The organism is Paenibacillus tianmuensis, assembly GCF_900100345.1.
Taxonomy (GTDB): Bacteria; Bacillota; Bacilli; order Paenibacillales; family NBRC-103111; genus Paenibacillus_G; species Paenibacillus_G tianmuensis.
Genome location: NZ_FMTT01000072.1, coordinates 1 through 18,657 on the forward strand (window position 1 = coordinate 1; position 18,657 = coordinate 18,657).

Sequence of the window (18,657 nt, forward strand, 5' to 3'; positions counted from 1 at the left end):
GTCGAACCCGTTGCTGGAGGGCGGCTTACTGCTATTGTTGCTATTCTGTCCGAGTTTGCGTTCTAATTCCTTGACACGGATTTCCAACCGTGCGATTTGTTCGGTTTGTTGGCGATTTTGCACGAGCAAAGCGGTGATGAAAGCCGCAATCTCTGGATCGCCTTTGCTGATTTTCAAGATTTGCTCTGGCGTCGGGTTCAGATTCATCACCATCACGCAAACCCTCCCCAAAAGTCGTTATGGGGATATATTCGACCAAAGTTCTTGAAATCCTATCCAGTATAAAAAAAGTACCCTAAACTTGGGGTACTGAGTAGTTACGAAAAATTTATATTAAACATCTCTGTTTCAAATAACCAATAATAAGATTGACACAATCATGTACAGAGTACTTATCTGTTTCAACTACCAACTCAGGACTTAAAGGCACCTCATAAGGGGCTGATATCCCCGTAAATTGGCGAATTTCACCTGCCCTGGCCCTTTTATAAAGTCCTTTCGGATCACGCACCTCACATTGCTCTAAAGAACAGCTCACGTATATTTCTATAAACTCGTTGGCTGCAAACATACTTCGTACCATGCTTCGATCCTCATTATATGGGGAAATAAAGGCTGCTATAGATATGACTCCCGCATCAACAAACAGCTTGGCTACTTCACCGACTCTTCTTAAGTTTTCCTTGCGGTCCTCAGGACTAAAACCCAAATTATTATTAAGACCGTGCCTGATATTGTCACCATCCAAAATATACGTCCGAATTCCTTCATGATATAGTCTGTTTTCTAATTCCACAGCAATTGAAGATTTTCCCGAGCCCGATAATCCCGTTAACCATAAAGCAAAACTTCCGTGCCCGTTTATTCTTTGCCTCTCGCGACGACCAATAACGCCATGATGCCATACTATGTTCTTAAAACTAGTGCCCATATAATCCACCTTTAATATATTTTATTATTTCTTAATCATATCGTCTTTTTATTAAAAAATTTACAAACAAAAAAACCCAACTAAGTTAGGTTTTGTCAATAAGCATTTTTATTTATGAAACCGTTTATTATTGTTTTCCAAATGATCTTTATGTCGAATAAAAAGCTCCAGTTTTCAATATAAAAAATATCGTACTTGATACGGTCTTCTATGGAAGTATCTCCGCGCAAACCGTTGGATTGAGCCCATCCAGTAATTCCAGGACGAATATGATGCTTTACCATATACTTTGGAATTTCCTCTTTGAATTGTTCCACGAAATAAGGCCTCTCCGGCCTGGGTCCTACTACGCTCATGTGTCCGAATAATACATTAAAAAACTGAGGCAACTCGTCCAAACTCGTTTTTCGTAGGAACGTACCAAACTTTGTTTTACGCGGATCGTTCTCCGTTGTCCATTGGGTGCCGGAAGATTTTTCAGTTTGGACTTTCATAGACCGAAATTTGTACATCATAAAATTTCGTCTGTTTAATCCAACTCGCTCTTGTTTAAAAATAATGGGACCCGGTGAGGTGATTTTTACACCAATTGCGATGACGATCAATAATGGTAATGTCATAATAACGGCAGCTAAAGAAAACACGATATCAAAAGCACGTTTGAAAAAGCGATTCCTGAACTCATCCAGTGGAATATCCCTAACATTGATTAGTGGAATGCCCGCAAAATTATCGAAATACGGCTTGGAAGGAAGATAATCAAAATAATCGGGTATAATTAACGTTTTGACTCCAGCTTTTTCACATGTATTGATAATCTTTCCGAATTTATGGTGAGCGTCCAATGGTAAAGCAATGATCACTTCGTCAACCAAAGTCTTTACCAGAATGGACTCTAGCTCGTCAACCCTCCCAATAATGGGCTTATAGGCTTCAAATCCAGCCTCATGACTGTCTTGAAAATCATCCAGAAAACCAACTACTTCATAGCCTAATTCCGGATATTGTAATAAATTGCGGTAGAACCTTTTCCCAATTGAACCTGCACCTAGAATTAATACAAATTGTTTATTGTACCCTTTCTGCCTCAACCGCTTCAAAGATATCTTAAGAATATACCGATAAAAGCTAATAGCCAATATATTATTAACCAAAAACAACAGCAAGAAAGAACGCGAAATATCAAGCTCTTTAAAAATGAACAGAAAGCTTAACAAAATTAACAAGCTTATTGTATACACCTGAATGATCGTGAGCAGCTCGTAAGAGAACTTTTTCTTGCGCTTTGGCGTGTAAAAGTTGAAAGAATAGCTTAAAAAAATGGCTATCCCGCCGTAAATCAAACTCCACAAGGCATAATTATGGAAAGGAAGAGGAGAATCAAACGGGATCCACCCGCTTTTAAACTTAAGCCACCATGAAAATAAGAAAATTAACTGCACGCAAATAAAGTCAGTCAACGAATATATTTGGGATAAAAATCCCTGACTCTGGCGTACCATTTTTCTCACCTCACTGATCCAAAACGATTTAATAATACTGAAGCCAGGAATTTTACTGTGATCCCTGAATATACTAGAAAATTCACAAAAAAAGAATAATTCATCCGGTAATGTTTCTGATGAAACAAGTACATGGCACGATGAAATTCGTAAATAATCTTAAAGGGCTTGCGACGGCTGCTAGCACCTTTATAATGAATGATTTGAGTATATGGGTAGTAATAAATATTCCATCCACCTTGTTTTATTCTATAACACCAGTCGATATCTTCGCCATACATAAAAAATTGCTCATCCAGCATCCCCACTTGATCAATGGCTTCTTTACGTACCATCATAAAAGCCCCGACCAAACAATCGACCGGATAATCTTTATCTTGGTCCAGATGGGTTAACTGATATTGATTAAACTTGGGGTTATCAGGAAATAACCTCGAGAAACCGAAGGCATAATAGAAAGAGGCCGAAGGAGTAGGAAACCCCCGTCGACATGCTTTATCTAAAGTTCCGTCAGGTAATACCACTTTACAGCCAGCCGCCCCGATGTTCTCATGCCGATCCATGAATTGAATCATGATATGCAAGGTATCCGGTTGGATTACTGTATCGGAATTTAGTAAAAGCACGTATCGCCCTTTAGCTAATCGCATACCTTGATTGTTGGCTTTCGAATACCCTACATTTTCATCGTTGCAAATCAAATGAACGTTCGGAAAGGCCTCTCGGATCGCCTCTACGGAGTTATCCATAGAGTTGTTATCGATCAGAATAACTTCATACGTATAGGTGGTTTCCGACAAATAAATAGACTTTAAACAATTCAAGGTTAGTTCTCGCGTATTGTAATTAAGAATAATTATACTTAAGTCCATAAATAGCTCCATAAAGAAAGACATGTAACCTTATTATAACATGAAAAACTTTTCAAAAATATGTCTGCTATAAAGTAAATTCATGAAAAATTTGGTATCAAACCGAAATCTTGTTTTATGATAATAATTTAAAACCGCTAATTAATATAATTAAGGTCATAGTGATTTTTAAAGGTTTTGTTGGGATCACAGCTGAAATTTTGCTTCCAATTATTACTCCGGGTACAGAACCTATTATTAAGTTCAAAACGAGAAGAAAATTCACTGATCCAATTCCAGCGTGAAGCAAAGCGGAAATCGTTACAAGGAAAAATGCGTGTACAATATCGGTACCTACCAATTGTGATGGAAGCATTCGATACATAAAAAGCATTGCTATGGCAAATAATGATCCGGAACCTACTGATGTCAATCCCACAATAAGTCCAAGAACGAATCCAAGTATTATGGTAACACTCACTTTTGTTTTAACATCAATCTTATCTTCCAAAACTCTAACTTTCCGGTGAAAAAGTGCTTGATACAAGGTTAAGCATGCAGTAAATATCAAAACATAACCTAAGGAAACCTTCATAAATTTTTCTTGGTCATAAAATATAGGCTGGCAAAACCGTAGAATAATCACAGCAGTAATAGCCCCTGGAATGCTTCCCAGAGCAAGCTGTCTTACAATATCCCATCTAACCGTTTTTTGCCGGCTATGTTGAATAGCTCCAAAAAATTTTGTAATAGAATTATACATTAAATCTGAACCAACTGCTATTGAGGGGGAAATTCCTAAAAACATTAGTATTGGCGTTAGAAGAGCCGCTCCACCTACACCTGTAATTCCAACAAGTCCTCCAACAAGCAGCCCCAATATGGCAATTCCAATACTCATATGAATCCCTCGTATAATATTCTTAGAATTTATTACTATAAAACAAAAAGGACATCTTTACTTATACAAGGAAATTGGTTAGTTCTTGCCGACCAATATCACCCAAAAGAAGATATCCTCGTTCTTTATTTAGAACAAAAATATTTGAGACACCCTCAATGCTAATGAATTTCAACTACAAGAATATTTGATGTTCGTCCAGTTTTTTGATCTAACAAATTAAGCTTTAAAATTCCTTTGTTTTTTGTTATCTCATTTGGAACCTTTGCAGTTATCAAATGTTGATCATGAACACTACTTAGCAACGGCATATCATTTATACATACAACGCAACTTGAGGTAATATTATTTCCTTCCACCCAAATCGCATTCATACCGTCAGGTTGAATGTTATAGGATTCGCCTGCATGAATATTTTCGGGACCATATTTTTTAATAATAACAGGTAGTCCCATTAGTAATAATTTTGATTCTAATTCAGCTATTTTAATTTCCTTTTGTTCGATAATTTTATCGACTTCCGAAGGTCTTTGACTTCGGCAATAATTTTCAAATTTATCTTTCAATAACTCTAAAATGTGCAAGTCTGGTTCCCGTTCAATTTCGTACTGCTCCAAAATCTCTTTGTAAAACTCGAAACAGCCCCGTTCGTAATCCTTCTTGCTATTTAAATTTGATTCAATGGATGAATCAAAGTCATTTTGATACGTTGAACTATTAATTTTGGCATGAAGCGGCCGAAGACAATCTTCATGAAATTCTTCTCCCAGAAAATGCATACATTGTTCTATGGTACCCTTAGGGTCTACCTCTAAATCCTCCTGATAAATTCTAAGCACTTTTTGATTGCCGAACGCTTTTTCTGCTAAGACGCAATCGCTGACAAGTCTTTTCCATGTAAAATAAGCTTGTTCCTCAGGATAATCATGCTGCCCCATCGTAGAAAAGTTCATTAATGATCTTGCTACTTTTTTCGGATTTCTTAAAATGTGAATGAACTTTGCATTGGGAAAAAGTAATGATAGTCCGTAGACATAATGTGAATTTTCGGGTGTTCCGTCTACCCAACGCCGTTTAGGATCGTCTGCTCTTCGCTTAATGGAAAAGTGGGATCGCTGATTTTCCGGTAACCTTTGCTGAGCCGAACTGTATTTTATATAATCTGCTCTCGAATCCTCAATAAATGAATGAATACATGTCCCAAAATAGTTTAGATACTTCTCCCGGTTCCAACCAATAGAACCCAGATGACTAAACTCCCCGTAAGATGACCCTAAGTCATACATATTATAAAAATCAACGCTGCTTCTATAGATCCAATTCGTTTCCTCTAAAGGTAAGATATTTGGATGCTGGCCTAAAGCCCAGGTTAAAACGCTAGTGCCCGAACGGTAGGAGCCAATAACAAATACAGGACTAATACTTTCCATGTTGTACCTCTTCTGGTTGTATTATTTTAATCATATTTTAACCAATGTACTTATAATCATACTCAAACTTGTCAGATCACAAACAAATAGAAGGGGCTAGCTACCCACGGAACAAATTATTGATCTGTAAAAAATATAAACCGGTCAAATGAACCGGTTTATATAATCTTCTTAATGCAGTCCGACGTAATTTAAAATGAAAGATAGTCCCCTATTATCATTCCCTTGTCCAACTTTTGCAGGTACAAACTCATTCGATGATTTAATTTCAATATTTACAAAATCACTTTTACCAGTAACATCTTTAATTTTAGATTCGTCTAAATTTATCTCAAATGATCTGTCTTCATTGAATTTTTCCACATGCAGTTCTTTCCCATTTAATAAAATGGCGATATCCAAGGACGCCAAGTCTTCTTTTGATTTTTTGTGCATGGAAAAAGGAACATAACCTTTAATTATCAAACCGTGATTTTTATCTTGTGTTTTTTGCAAAGAAATACTCGCCTCTTTTGATACCCATACATATTTCTTCTCTTGATCAACATCTATTTCGTACGATCCTTTTAAAAGATCTTTTGAGTTAATATCCTTTGTTGAGAAATTATTCGGATCAAAAAAGCTCATTTCACGATTTTGTTTAATATTCATCTTGAATAATCCAACGTCTCCATTAAGATTTTGAGCAGGTTCAGGCTTATTGCCACCACCATACCACACATTTAACAAACCGCTTTCATTTTCTAGTAATATAGTTGTATCGCATATCACTGAACCGTCCCAAGTATCGATTTTTCGATCGTTAAACAATCCATTATAATTGAGTTTTTTCCAATTTACACCGTCCAACGATATGGCTACACCGATGTCCCGTTTTTCGTCGGCCGCTCTTCCTGTATACAACATATAAAAATATGGTGCATAATAAATAACACTGGGTTCACCCAATCCGTTCTCATCAAACGATCCTTTGGGCCCAACATCCATTATCGGCTTTCCTATTTTTTCCCATTTAATTCCATCTTCGGAACGAGCAATTCCAAGTCTTTGAACTTGCATTTCATCCATACCTAAAAAATACATGTAAAGCATACCATTATGCTCTATTACGTAGGGATCAGCTACACCATTTGAATCCCAAGAGTGTTTATCTCCCGCTGTAAGGACAGGAACATTATGTTTTTTAAAACTAAATCCGTCTTCAGATTGCGCTAGACCTATCGCAGGAGGGCCGTCTTTAGGTTTCCCGTGATATAAATACAATATTTTTCCATTGAACTCAATAGCAGCTCCGTTTGCTGCAATATAAGTAGAATCCCAAGAATCCGTACTAATATCAAGGACAGGATTCTTATCATATTTCGACCAGTTAATTCCATCTGCTGAGGTGGCAAGCCCAGTCCTCCATACATTTCCATCATATCCCGAATAATAGTTATAATATGTATTGCCTTTTTTTATTACAGAAGGGTTTAATAAATCGACACTATCCCACTCTCCCGATTTTCCTCGACTCAATACAGGAGCATCGTATTTTTTCTCAATCTTTAATGGTGCATTATTAGGAATATGACTCAATTTTTCAAGTGTGAAATTGTTACTAGCAGTTTTTTTTCGACTGTCGCTAGTATCTTCAATGTTCGTCTTACCTGAAATAGTTTTGGTTCTATTTTCTTTATCCTGAAGGTAGCCACCAATTTGGAACGAAACTAAAATAAAGAATGCTAAAGCAATTAAATAGAAGCCGCTTTTAAAAAATTTCAATTCTAATGACCTCCTGAATCAATTTTTCAAATGCATCCAAAATATCTCTCGATAATTTTTTCTTAAGTCTATCATTTTCCCAATAATGGAAATCTCATATGAAATAGGAATTTTTATAATTTATCTTATCATAGAGAAAAGCTCCTTAAGGAGCTTTTCATCTTTTACCTATCTCCATTAAGAACCCCGAAAGTGCTTCCTTCCAATGACGCAAATCTTTTAGACAATTTATTCGGATAGCCATATGATCCATAACAGAATAAGCCGGTCGAGGAGCTGGCCGCGGGAACTCTAATGTCGTTACAGGATTAACCTCTATATGCTGTAATCCAGCTTGGTAAAAGATCTCTTTGCTAAATTCATACCACGAACATATGCCCGTATTCGATACATGGTATGTCCCGAATAATTCTTTGTCTAGAAGCTGTAAAATGAATTCAGCCAAGTCTACCGTATACGTAGGTGATCCAAACTGGTCGTGCACCACATTAAGTTGAGTACGATCTTCCGCTAATTTTAACATTGTACTTACGAAATTTGAACCGTGCTTCCCAAACACCCAAGATGTTCTTAAAATATAGTGTTGTGGAACCAACTCGCGCACAAATTGTTCTCCAGCTAATTTAGACTTTCCATACACACTTTGTGGCGAAACGGAGGCAAATTCGTTATACGGGACTTGCGAGGTTCCGTCAAATACGTAGTCTGTACTAATGTAAATCAATTTTGCACCACATGCACGTGCGGCCATAGCCACATTTCTAGTTCCATACGCATTAACAGCATATGCTTCGTCCGAATTCTGCTCAGCTTGATCAACTTTTGTATAGGCGGCAGAATGAATAATTACATTCGGTTGCTTGTCTTCAGCAATCAGAGATTTTACAGCGTTAATATCTGTAATGTCCAATTCTTTACTGGAAGTCCCAAAAACCTCATACCCTTTTATTTTTAAGAGGCTAACGAGATCTGTCCCCAATTGCCCTGAAGCACCTGTAACAAAAATTTTCATTTTGTTCTCCCACTTATCGTTTGGAGTACTGTTTCTCATAGTATTGTTGATACTCGCCATTAATAATACTTTCCCACCAACCTTGATTTTGCAAATACCATTGTATCGTTTCTTTGATACCTGTTTCGAAATTATATTTAGGAGCCCATCCTAAGTCAGTTGTGATTTTGGTAGAGTCTATGGCATAACGACGGTCGTGTCCTGGACGATCCTTAACATATTGAATCAAATCGTCGCTTTTTCCTAATTCAGACAAAATTCTTTTGACAATCTGAATATTTGTTCTCTCATTATTTCCGCCTACATTGTAAACTTCCCCGTTGACTCCTCGATGAAGCACAAGGTCTATAGCGCGGCAATGATCTTCTACATGTAGCCAATCTCTTACATTTAAGCCGTCCCCGTATACTGGGAGAGACTTATTATTGAGTGCATTAATAATCATTAATGGAATTAGTTTTTCCGGAAATTGGAATGGACCATAGTTATTAGAACAACGAGTAATGTTAACCGGCAGCCCAAACGTTTCATGATAAGCCCTGACAAGTAAATCAGCCCCAGCTTTGCTAGAAGAATAAGGGCTATTCGGAGTCAAGGGGGTAGTTTCTGTAAACAACCCTGTCTCTCCTAGTGTCCCGTATACTTCATCTGTGGATACTTGAAGGAACTTATTAATATTATATTTCTTTGCAGCATCTAGTAAGACTTGTGTTCCAAGTACGTTTGTTTTCACAAAAATATCAGGTTCTGTGATACTTCTATCCACGTGAGATTCCGCGGCGAAATTGATAATTGCTTCAACTCCGTCAGATACAATAGACTCTACTAAACCACGATCGGTAATATCGCCTTTTATAAAACGATAGTTCGGCAAAGAATGTACTGATTTCAAATTTTCCAAATTACCCGCATAAGTGAGAGCATCCAAATTAATAAATTCATAATTTGGATATTGTTTTACCATATAAATAACAAAATTGCTGCCTATAAATCCGGCTCCGCCGGTAATCAATATTTTCATAATGCCTCCATTTAAAAAAAGTTAATCTCAGCATCTTGGAGTAAAGGATGCTTTTCATCTTTGGCTGAAAGTTGGGGATTACTCACTGGCCATTCAATTCCGATATTAGGATCATTCCACATAATGCCGCGGTCATGTTCAAGCGAATAATATTCATCTACTTTATAGATGACTTGAGTATTGGAAACCAATGTACAAAAACCGTGCGCAAAGCCTTTAGGAACTAACAACTGCCTTTTATTAGACTCGCTTAAAATAACACCATACCATTCTCCAAAGGTAGGAGAGGATTTTCTGATATCGACAACAACATCAAAAATAGCTCCGGAAATAACCCTTACTAATTTCGTTTGAGCTTTCGGATCCAATTGGTAATGAAGTCCTCTCAATACACCGGCGTCACAAGATAGCGAGTGATTATCTTGTATAAAACCGTACTTGATACCACATTTTTCAAAAGTCTGTTCATTGAAGCTTTCCATAAAAAAGCCACGTGAATCCTCAAATACACGAGGTTCAATCAACTTGACTTCTTCAAATTTTGTAGGATATATCTTCAAAGAAAACAACTCCATTGTTAGTGAGATTTTAATTTTTTCGACCAAAATGATCTCCAAAATCAAGGTTCTTTGCAAGTTCACTTGCTCTCGCTAAGGAAGAATGAGTACCTGCATCGGTCCACCAACCTTGAAGGACATCATATGTTAACTGATTTTTTTGAATATAAGCATTATTTACGTCAGTAATCTCAAGTTCTCCGCGGCCAGAAGGCTTTAGTGTTTTAACAACTTCGAACACCGTATTATCGTACATATATATCCCGGTAACTGCCAATGTGCTTTTTGGAGCTTTTGGTTTTTCCTCAATAGAAACTATATTGTCACCTGATAACTCAGCAACCCCATAACGCTCAGGGTCATGAACTTCTTTCAAAAGAATTTTTGCTCCTTGTCCTTGCTGAAGGAAATTTTGCACATAAGGACCTATGTTATCTTCAAACACGTTATCCCCTAAAATAACCACCATGGAATCAAGTCCCACGAAATTTTTTGCCAATCCTAGAGCTTGAGCAATCCCTCCTGCTTGGTCCTGTACTTTATAAGTAAAGGTTACACCAAATTCATGCCCACTGCCTAAAAGATTAACAACATCGCCCATATGATCACGGCCAGTTACGATTAGGATTTCATGAATACCTGCTTGAATTAATTTATAAATTGAATGATAAATCATAGGATATTTACCTACAGGCAAAAGATGTTTATTGGTTACTTTCGTTAATGGGTAAAGTCTGGAACCCGTACCGCCTGCCAATATAATACCTTTCATTGGTTTACCTCCAAAGAATATCTCTTTTTATACATTCCATTGTATCATAAAATGATCTTCTATTAGCAATGCTTTGTTTTCTAAGAAAAAGACTAGAATTTAAGATTCTAGTCTTTCAAAAAATCATTTCCATCTATCTATATTATATAATTTTGTACATATAGCATCGAATGTAATTTTTTCATTTAATAAAAACTCTCTATATTCGTTAATCAACTCAGGCTTGCCTTGAAGTTCAGGAGACACAAGACAAAGCTTAAAACCTGCTTCTTTCATCATCTTATAAGTCTCAGAAGTAATAGGCAATTTTGTGAAACAATCCACCCAGACCCATTCAACTTTACCCTGCATATTTAAGATTGTGTCCAGACCTTCAAATTCCGAATATCTTAAAGCTATCTTCTTCTCCCCAAGGTTAGAAAGCAAGTAAATCATAGGAAAAGAAGAATCCAGAAAGAAATAGTCAGTAACATTATATTTTCTTACTAATTCTAAAACTTTATGTTCAATCCGTTCACTTTTAATATTTAAAATAAGTGTCTTATGATTGTAATGCTTTAGATACTCTTCAAAATCCACGCCATCTACAAATGGATCATGTTGGACAATTAATCTTCCGGCATAATCTCTCAAATCTATTTCAAGACCATAATGCGACGGGGTTTTAACTAATTCTTCGATAGTATTAACTCTATGAGCTATGAACTCCACTTTTCAGCTCTCCTTTGAGTTTTTTACTAAAATGAATCGTTCTTTTAATAAATTTCCATTTGGCGGAGAGCCCTGTATTCCAGCTCGATTGCCCGTGTATTCTTTCCGGAAAAACAACATCAAATCTAATAACGTTCAATTTATTTCTCCTGGCCATATATAGCGCATATAAGTCTAATGAGAAGTCATGTGGGGGGTTAACCCAAGACTGAAAGAAGCTTTGATGAAATATGTTGGGTTGAGCATTTATATCATATAGTCTTTCTCCTAAGTAAAGACTTTCGAACAAACTCATTCCCGAGGTGAAAAATTGATCAAATCTAGGTCGATTTTTCCGTTCACCTTTAACATAAGTCTTATGCGGACTTGGGCTGGTCTCTAAAATTTCCAGGGCCTTCACGACATCATGAGGATCCGTTTGCATATCGGCGTGCGTCCAGCCTAAAAACTCTCCTTTGGCGTATTGCAATCCAGTTAGTATGCCAAAGCCATATCCTTGATTCACTTCTACCTTTACCGTTCTTGCAAAATGATATTTCGGCAATAGCTCATTTAATATGGCTTCGGAATTATCCTTAGAGCCATTATTGACGAGAATCACCTCAATATCATCCCTCTTAATAACCTCATCAAATTTGGAAAAAATTAGCGGGATATTTTTCTCCTCATTGAAACAAGGAACTACCACGCTGAGCTTTACTTTCATTTTTAAACACCCACCATTTCTGGCCAATAAAATTCAAAACCGTACTCGCACCCGTAGCAAAAAGAAACGCCAAAATAAACCAACCGGGAAAAAGCAGTAAAAAAAGTTTATTTACAACTACATTCACTGTAAGTGTAATAGAATACAATGCAAAAAACTTTATTCCTTCCGACCATATCAATGCCTTCTTTTCAAAAGTCCAAAATTTATTCAATATAAAAGCAAAAATTGTTCCAATAATAAATGAAACTGCTTTTGAAATAGAAAGATTAACATACTGAATCAACACAAAATAACTTAAGGAATCAATGGCAACAGCCGAAAATCCTGTGACCGCAAAACGCACTAGCTGTTTCTTTGTATCATTCATGACTCTGCTTAAAATCAAAGGCTTTATTCACTAAGCTCTGTGTCTTAGCCTTATTGACATTCCGATCATTCTTAATTGAATAAGGATGCCACGGCCATTTATTGAAGAAACTTTGCCAGTATTCAAACGTTCTTAAATCATTAGGGGTTCCCCAACATACATAATGTTCGAGTTCAAACACTTTTACTTTCTGTCCATTAGCAATTACTTCATTAAGACAACTGTCTACATAAAACTCCCCGTTGACGCGTATGTTTTTCTCATACAAATTTTTCACTGCAGCTAAGAAATATTTTGCTTTTTTAAAATAAAACGTTCCTACAATAGCATGATCATTGAATGGATCGTCACTGATTGGTACTTTAACAGAAACTTTTTCTGCAAAATCATTCTCGTCCTTTTTAATCCAGCCATACATTTGTGGATTTGTTTGGCTGGAAACATGATGCCTAAAGCTAAAAACTATAGCATCAACTTCTGTATCATTTATAAGAGCAGCATATTTATCAGCATCCCAAACCATACCGTTATCGCATGCTCCGATTAGTAGCGGCGCCTCCAAATCAATATCTTGTAATCCCAACTCACATGTACAAGCCTGTCCTTCTGTGATTTGGTCAATACTTACTATTTTGGCATCAGAGTACTCTCGCTTCAATTCCTCTGCCAATGGATATTTCCCAAGATGCTCTTTTAAGCAAACAAATACATGATTTTCTGCCGCTGGCAATCCTTCCGTAGCTTGAATTATCATAGCCTTTCCAGATACAGGGATAAGTGGCTTGGGATCCTTGTAATTTCCCTTAACAAAGCGGCTTCCTGCACCAGCAAGTGGTATTAAAATAGTGCTGTTTTGCTCAGGAGCCCACTCTTTTTTTACTTCAATGGCTTGCTTAAAATAACTTGACCACGATTCATATTCCCGCAGATCTTGTGGAGTCCCCCATTGAAGCATATGTTGAATTTCATAAATAGAAACATTTAAATTATCATTCCTCAAAAAATTATAAACCAGACTTACATAAAATTCGCCATTTAAATTGATATCTTTGTCCATTAATTCTTTAAAATATTTTTTTACATAAGAACCTTTTTTGAAATAATATGTTCCTGAAGACGCATATTCATTCATACGATTATCTGTAAAAGGTTCTTTTTCTTTTATTTCTAGCATCCATTGCTCTTTATCTCGCATAAATGCATAATTTGTAGTTCCAAGCATATGAGGGTGATACCCTTTATAAGCTGGTATCGCACCATCTGCATTTCTTTTTCTTGTATGTTCAAGGAAATCTTGATAATTCCAATAACAAGAGAAATCGCAGTAGTTAACAATGACCTCATCATCATCATTAATTCTATCTGATATATAATCCACTGCAAATACAGGACCTTTTTTATGAGGAGGGATTTCAATAATCGATCCTTTTGGAGCTATTCGCTTTAGAATATTACGCATTTCAGTTGTCTCGAGATGTTCCTTATTACAAATAAAAGTGAAATTTTCTTCCCCCGGAAACATATTAATTACGTGTTCAATAATCGGCATACCATCAACCTTAATTAAAGGTTTAGGATCTTTATAACCAGCATCAATAAATCTTTTTCCTATTCCTGACATAGGTATAATAATTTGCATGATTACATCTCCTTATAATTTTTGTCTATATTTTTCAGAATCCCAATTACCCAGATAATCCATTTCTTCCCTAGAAAGATAATTAACGAATCGATTTCCTGCAGTATTCAAGGTCATCAAATGAAACTTATAGACTTCTTCTATTTCTTTTGCTTTTTTAACATTATTGGCTATAACAAATACATCATTTTGATAAACTACTATTTTGGGAAGCTCATAGTATTCATTGATATAAGTTTTTATACTTTCCACATCATTTATATTGTTTATAATAACGGGTTTTACACCACAAAAAACAAAACCATCGGGGCAAAAAGGGCTCTTATTAAGTAAGTCCTGATTTGTACTAATTAATTTTTTCAAATCATGATCACACGATAAATAAGCTATATTATCCGTGGTATTGATGGAATTGATTAAACTTGAAATTTTATTTGTTAATTTATAACTTTTCAAATCCATATTTAAATATTTTTCAATGTTATCAACGATTTCATCCGTGACCAAAGCTATTTCTTCATAATCATCGGAACTAACAATAAGTCCATGATTTTGTAAAAAAATAATTTTAGGCAATTTATTATATTTCTCGATATAGATATCTAATCTATTTTTCATCTCCAAGGCTAATTCAATTCCTGGAGTTTGATATTTAACAAATAACGCATCACCGAACATACTCTTGAGAACTTTTTCCCATTGTTCTTGACAAGCCAACACATTTACTGAAATAGGATGTGTATGAAGTGTATATTTATATAACAATGAATGCAAAAAAGTTTCGATAGAAGGCCTTACATTTGACTCAACAATCGTTTCTTTGAGTAATTCCGCTGCAAATTTTTCACGTTCTTTTTTTGTATTTAAGGATATAAGATTTTTATTTATTATAATTTCATTCACCATTTGAGTTTCTACTTTAACGTAACCTCTATCCAACTCAACATCTGAAAGGAGATAACCCGATGCTTTTATTAACATAGTCCCATCATTTAATTTTAACGAAGTATTGCCGCCTCCAGCCTGTATTAAGTCAAATCTCTCACCTGCATATTTAGACATCTTTACAAACTTTTTAATTTCACTAATCATTTTTTAACATACCTCATCAGTTCATTAAAATTTTTTATTTCTGTAATATGCCCATGGCTTGTATCTTCTGCTTTACTAGCATTGTTTAACCAATATGAATCAATACCTAAATTACTAGCTCCAACTATATCCTTATTAAAACTATCACCAATCATACAAACATCTGATGATGTTAGTTTCATTTTTTGCAATGCAAGCAAAAACATGTACGGATGCGGTTTCTCTCTTCCTGCCTCTTCACTTGTCACCACATAATCACAGTACTGCTGTAAATTCATTTTCTCAATTTTTTTGAACTGTACATCTGCCGTTAAATCAGTTACAAAGCATATTTTATAATTTTTAATTGATTCCAAGAAATCATAAACACCATCGAAAGGAACTATGTTCTGAATAAAAATTTCCCAGTATAGCTGATATGCTTTAAGTGAATAATTCGCACTGTTTATTTCAAGGATCTCAAACATTCTTTGGAAGTATAGTAAGCGATTGTGCGAAGCCGCGGTTTCACTAAGTTCATGATGAATTTGACTTCTTGCCTCTCGGTAACCTTCATTAAGATTGCTTTTCTCAATACTTAATTCTTGAGAAAAATAAGTAAGCACATGGTCAATAGCTATACTGTGCGTCCTATCATACTCATACAAGGTGTTATCAATATCCAGGAGATACCCTTTATACTTCATAGTCCACAATCTCCTTCATTTTTTCGCTTATCATTATCAGCACGACTAACTGCACTAGCCCATGGAACCCGGTTGACCATTTGGAGTCGCTATGAATAATTTCTTCTTTATTTTTTATTAACTGATCTGCCATCAATTTAAAATTAATAGAGGGACGATTTTCATCAATAATGATATAGTGCATATTTAAATCTTCTGAATAGTCGTGTTCAATTATAAGATCTGCACGTTCTAAAAGATAAATAAGTGGCTCCAAATCGACATTCGAGTCAACAGTTAACTTTAACTTTATTTTTGGATTGTGATTAGGGTTACCAATCTCAAAATCATCATCTGTAAAATAACTTATCACCAAATCCGAAAATTTTCTCTGAGGCCAGATATACTTCTGTGCATCAGGCATTCTTGTTTCTATTTGTTCCAAAACTTTTTCTACTGAGTACCCTCTTTTTTTCGTATCACGCAGTACCTTCCAATGACGACGTAAAGATTCGTCAGTCTCTAGATATATTTTCAAATCAATTAATTTTCTCATTTTAGGCAAATAAAATGGATGGAGACCTGCCATAATAATATAGTCACTTGATTTTACTTTTTGTGGGTTTGTAAACTTCCCAGTATCATGATCATATTCCACTCTTTCAATTGACTCGCCCTTTTTAAGTGCAAGTAAGTCGTCTGATTGTCGATGGAGATAATTAGCCCTAGGGTTTAAATGGGTAAACACTTTCCAGTTTTCGTTACCTCTCTCCCATTTATGATCGCCGTCTCCTTCTATATGTAACACAGACTTACTAGCTAACAAATTTGTAACGTCGGAAAGCAATGTACTTTTACCAGCCCCACTATCCCCGCCGACACCTATAATAAAAGATGAACTCTGTTTCTTATAAACTGAGTTACTTCTAATACCAAAGCGGTATAAGAAATAAATAACGGACAGTAAACTACCCTCCAATAAAGTAAAAGAAAGATTTTTGAAATGAGAGATATTTATTTTTGTTTCGATGGGATTATTCAAAAATTTAATATCAACAAGGCTGGAATTATGAAATACTATAAAATAAATTATATACGTTATCGCTAGCAACGAATTTAGTAAAATAGTTGTTCTTGCATTAGTGGAATAATAGTTTATAAAATAAATCGAAACAAAAGGAATCACCCACAAATACCAAGCCGGCATAGGTGGGACCAAAAGAATAAATACAGAGAATAGCAGACCCATGGAACTAAACAACAGGTCATTATTAATTTTAGGATATCCCATAAATCTGGCGTATATTAAAAGTATCGCTAAGGGAGCAAAGTAAATCTTAATACCCTGAAATCCGAAAAACATATCAAACACTTGTTTTTGTTCTGTATTAAGTAGAACCAGATTAATGTAACCCAGTGAAGTTATGAACGGAAGTGAGAAGAACAAGTATATACCGAAAGGCATCAATAAATAAAAAAAGAGCTGTTTTTTATTTTTAAAAAGAAACAAGAGCAATAATGGAAGGGCCGCTATAACAGGGAACTTGATGCTGAGTGCTAGGCCGAAGACTAAACTGGAAAGTTTGCCCTTGTCATTCACTAGTAAATAAATGGAGAAAAACAATAAAGCTGTAGGTATTAAATCAAGTTGCGAGTGAATATATGCAGCATAAAAAACAAAGGGTGAAGCGAAATAGAAGATAAGTATTTCTTTTTTTCGGCTAGGAAACAACTTCAAAAGTGTAAAATAGATTAAGACATCTGCCAGTAACATTGGTAACTTAAAAAAGAAATTTTGAAAACTGTAGCCATTAATTAATTTCGCCAGACAACCAAAAAAACTTAATATATATAACATTAGGGGAGGATAAGGAAAAGAATTTGGGAGGCCTTGTTCCCAGTAATATTGCCATGGATTATCAAGATTGCTTATAAAATGATTTACGAAAGGTATAAATAAATCATCTTGGTAAGCGGAAGAAAATAAAGTCATTATAATAACTTTTACTACAATAATGCCAGTGAAGAAATTATTGTAAAGAAGCTTTTTGGGCATTGATTACTAGACACCTTTCTAAAAATATTTCTTTATTGGATTAAGACCCACTTGCCTACTCATGTTTCAAAGTACCACATACTTTTATTTATAACGACAATATATTATACCATGTTATTAAAAAAAAATCTTCTCTTAGCAAGACAACTTGAGATTACTATTTCATGTCGCTCCTTCGAGAAGTTCCAGAAATAAATTTTTTTAATCCAAGCAAACTAACAGAACTCCTGAAAAACAGCTACGATCCTATTAGATTATTAAATATAGTTCAGATTATGATTATTAACTTATCATAACCCGAACTATATTTTTTTATTAAATTGGCTTTTGACTTTTAACCTAAGTTCCCGGAATTTATAACGAGGGAGGAGCTACCCCGAGCGCTCGATACAAGTCAGCCTGTTTTTGTGTCACTTCGCCCAAGATCCGGCCGTGTCCAGGCGCTTCAAATCGCTCTATGGTGTCCAATTCATCGAGCAGCCCCTGCATCGTCCAGGATTCAAAGAGTCCAGCATCTTGCATGCATTTCTTGACGTAGGAAAGGTAAATAAGGGCAATAAATTCGACAAATAGCTTGCCATTGAGTGAAGTTTCCGAAGAAACGTGCATTCGCCGGAAATTCAGCCGCTCTTTGAGATTGCCAAATGCCTTCTCTACGATGTCCTTGCTTCGGTACA

Annotated in this window: 18 protein-coding genes and 1 pseudogene; all 19 read right to left on the reverse strand. The window is 35.6% G+C overall.

Annotation, left to right across the window (positions count from 1 at the left end):
* Positions 1-213 (reverse strand): DUF6444 domain-containing protein (locus tag BLO51_RS27060; RefSeq protein WP_245719850.1); only part of this gene is annotated, 213 nt, incomplete at its 3' end.
* Positions 214-328: 115 nt separating this feature from the next.
* A complete protein-coding gene (gene cysC / locus BLO51_RS27065; RefSeq protein ID WP_090676978.1) occupies positions 329-931 on the reverse strand; it encodes an adenylyl-sulfate kinase in 603 nt (200 codons plus the stop codon).
* A 95-nt stretch (positions 932-1,026) separates the two neighbouring features.
* A complete protein-coding gene (locus BLO51_RS27070; RefSeq protein WP_090676979.1) occupies positions 1,027-2,433 on the reverse strand; it encodes an undecaprenyl-phosphate glucose phosphotransferase in 1,407 nt (468 codons plus the stop codon).
* A 5-nt stretch (positions 2,434-2,438) separates the two neighbouring features.
* Entirely contained in the window at positions 2,439-3,305 is an 867-nt protein-coding gene (locus tag BLO51_RS27075) for a glycosyltransferase family 2 protein (protein ID WP_090676981.1), read from the reverse strand.
* Positions 3,306-3,420: 115 nt separating this feature from the next.
* Complete coding sequence (locus BLO51_RS27080) at positions 3,421-4,185, reverse strand: sulfite exporter TauE/SafE family protein (protein ID WP_090676982.1); 765 nt, start codon at positions 4,183-4,185, stop codon at positions 3,421-3,423.
* A gap of 161 nt (positions 4,186-4,346) precedes the next feature.
* A complete protein-coding gene (locus BLO51_RS27085; RefSeq protein WP_090676984.1) occupies positions 4,347-5,615 on the reverse strand; it encodes a sulfotransferase family protein in 1,269 nt (422 codons plus the stop codon).
* A 171-nt stretch (positions 5,616-5,786) separates the two neighbouring features.
* Positions 5,787-7,379, reverse strand: coding sequence for a glycoside hydrolase family protein (locus BLO51_RS27090; protein ID WP_090676987.1), 1,593 nt, complete (start codon positions 7,377-7,379; stop codon positions 5,787-5,789).
* A gap of 157 nt (positions 7,380-7,536) precedes the next feature.
* Positions 7,537-8,391: a dTDP-4-dehydrorhamnose reductase gene (gene rfbD, locus BLO51_RS27095; RefSeq protein ID WP_090676989.1), complete on the reverse strand. Its 855-nt coding sequence runs from the start codon at positions 8,389-8,391 to the stop codon at positions 7,537-7,539.
* Between the two features lie 13 nt (positions 8,392-8,404).
* Positions 8,405-9,412, reverse strand: coding sequence for a dTDP-glucose 4,6-dehydratase (gene rfbB, locus BLO51_RS27100; protein WP_090676991.1), 1,008 nt, complete (start codon positions 9,410-9,412; stop codon positions 8,405-8,407).
* Positions 9,413-9,423: 11 nt separating this feature from the next.
* On the reverse strand, positions 9,424-9,987 hold the full coding sequence (gene rfbC / locus BLO51_RS27105; RefSeq protein WP_425415839.1) for a dTDP-4-dehydrorhamnose 3,5-epimerase: 564 nt from the start codon (positions 9,985-9,987) through the stop codon (positions 9,424-9,426).
* Between the two features lie 13 nt (positions 9,988-10,000).
* The gene (locus tag BLO51_RS27110; protein ID WP_090676993.1) at positions 10,001-10,741 is read right to left on the reverse strand and encodes a sugar phosphate nucleotidyltransferase; all 741 of its coding nucleotides are present in this window, start codon (positions 10,739-10,741) and stop codon (positions 10,001-10,003) included.
* Between the two features lie 123 nt (positions 10,742-10,864).
* Positions 10,865-11,452: a phosphatidylinositol-specific phospholipase C/glycerophosphodiester phosphodiesterase family protein gene (locus BLO51_RS27115; RefSeq protein ID WP_090676996.1), complete on the reverse strand. Its 588-nt coding sequence runs from the start codon at positions 11,450-11,452 to the stop codon at positions 10,865-10,867.
* On the reverse strand, positions 11,433-12,158 hold the full coding sequence (locus tag BLO51_RS27120) for a glycosyltransferase family 2 protein (RefSeq protein ID WP_090676999.1): 726 nt from the start codon (positions 12,156-12,158) through the stop codon (positions 11,433-11,435). Before BLO51_RS27120 ends, BLO51_RS27115 begins: the two co-directional genes overlap by 20 nt.
* The gene (locus BLO51_RS27125; RefSeq protein WP_090677001.1) at positions 12,118-12,528 is read right to left on the reverse strand and encodes a GtrA family protein; all 411 of its coding nucleotides are present in this window, start codon (positions 12,526-12,528) and stop codon (positions 12,118-12,120) included. Before BLO51_RS27125 ends, BLO51_RS27120 begins: the two co-directional genes overlap by 41 nt.
* A complete protein-coding gene (locus tag BLO51_RS27130) occupies positions 12,521-14,167 on the reverse strand; it encodes an NTP transferase domain-containing protein (RefSeq protein WP_217266798.1) in 1,647 nt (548 codons plus the stop codon). The genes BLO51_RS27125 and BLO51_RS27130 overlap by 8 nt, the downstream gene beginning before the upstream one ends.
* A gap of 12 nt (positions 14,168-14,179) precedes the next feature.
* A complete protein-coding gene (locus BLO51_RS27135; RefSeq protein WP_090677003.1) occupies positions 14,180-15,259 on the reverse strand; it encodes a class II aldolase/adducin family protein in 1,080 nt (359 codons plus the stop codon).
* Positions 15,256-15,945, reverse strand: coding sequence for an HAD family hydrolase (locus BLO51_RS27140; RefSeq protein ID WP_090677006.1), 690 nt, complete (start codon positions 15,943-15,945; stop codon positions 15,256-15,258). Before BLO51_RS27140 ends, BLO51_RS27135 begins: the two co-directional genes overlap by 4 nt.
* On the reverse strand, positions 15,935-17,980 hold the full coding sequence (locus BLO51_RS30635) for a hypothetical protein (RefSeq protein ID WP_090677007.1): 2,046 nt from the start codon (positions 17,978-17,980) through the stop codon (positions 15,935-15,937). The genes BLO51_RS27140 and BLO51_RS30635 overlap by 11 nt, the downstream gene beginning before the upstream one ends.
* A 354-nt stretch (positions 17,981-18,334) precedes the next feature.
* Positions 18,335-18,657 (reverse strand): annotated as a pseudogene (locus tag BLO51_RS27150) (IS1634 family transposase); the annotation flags it as partial.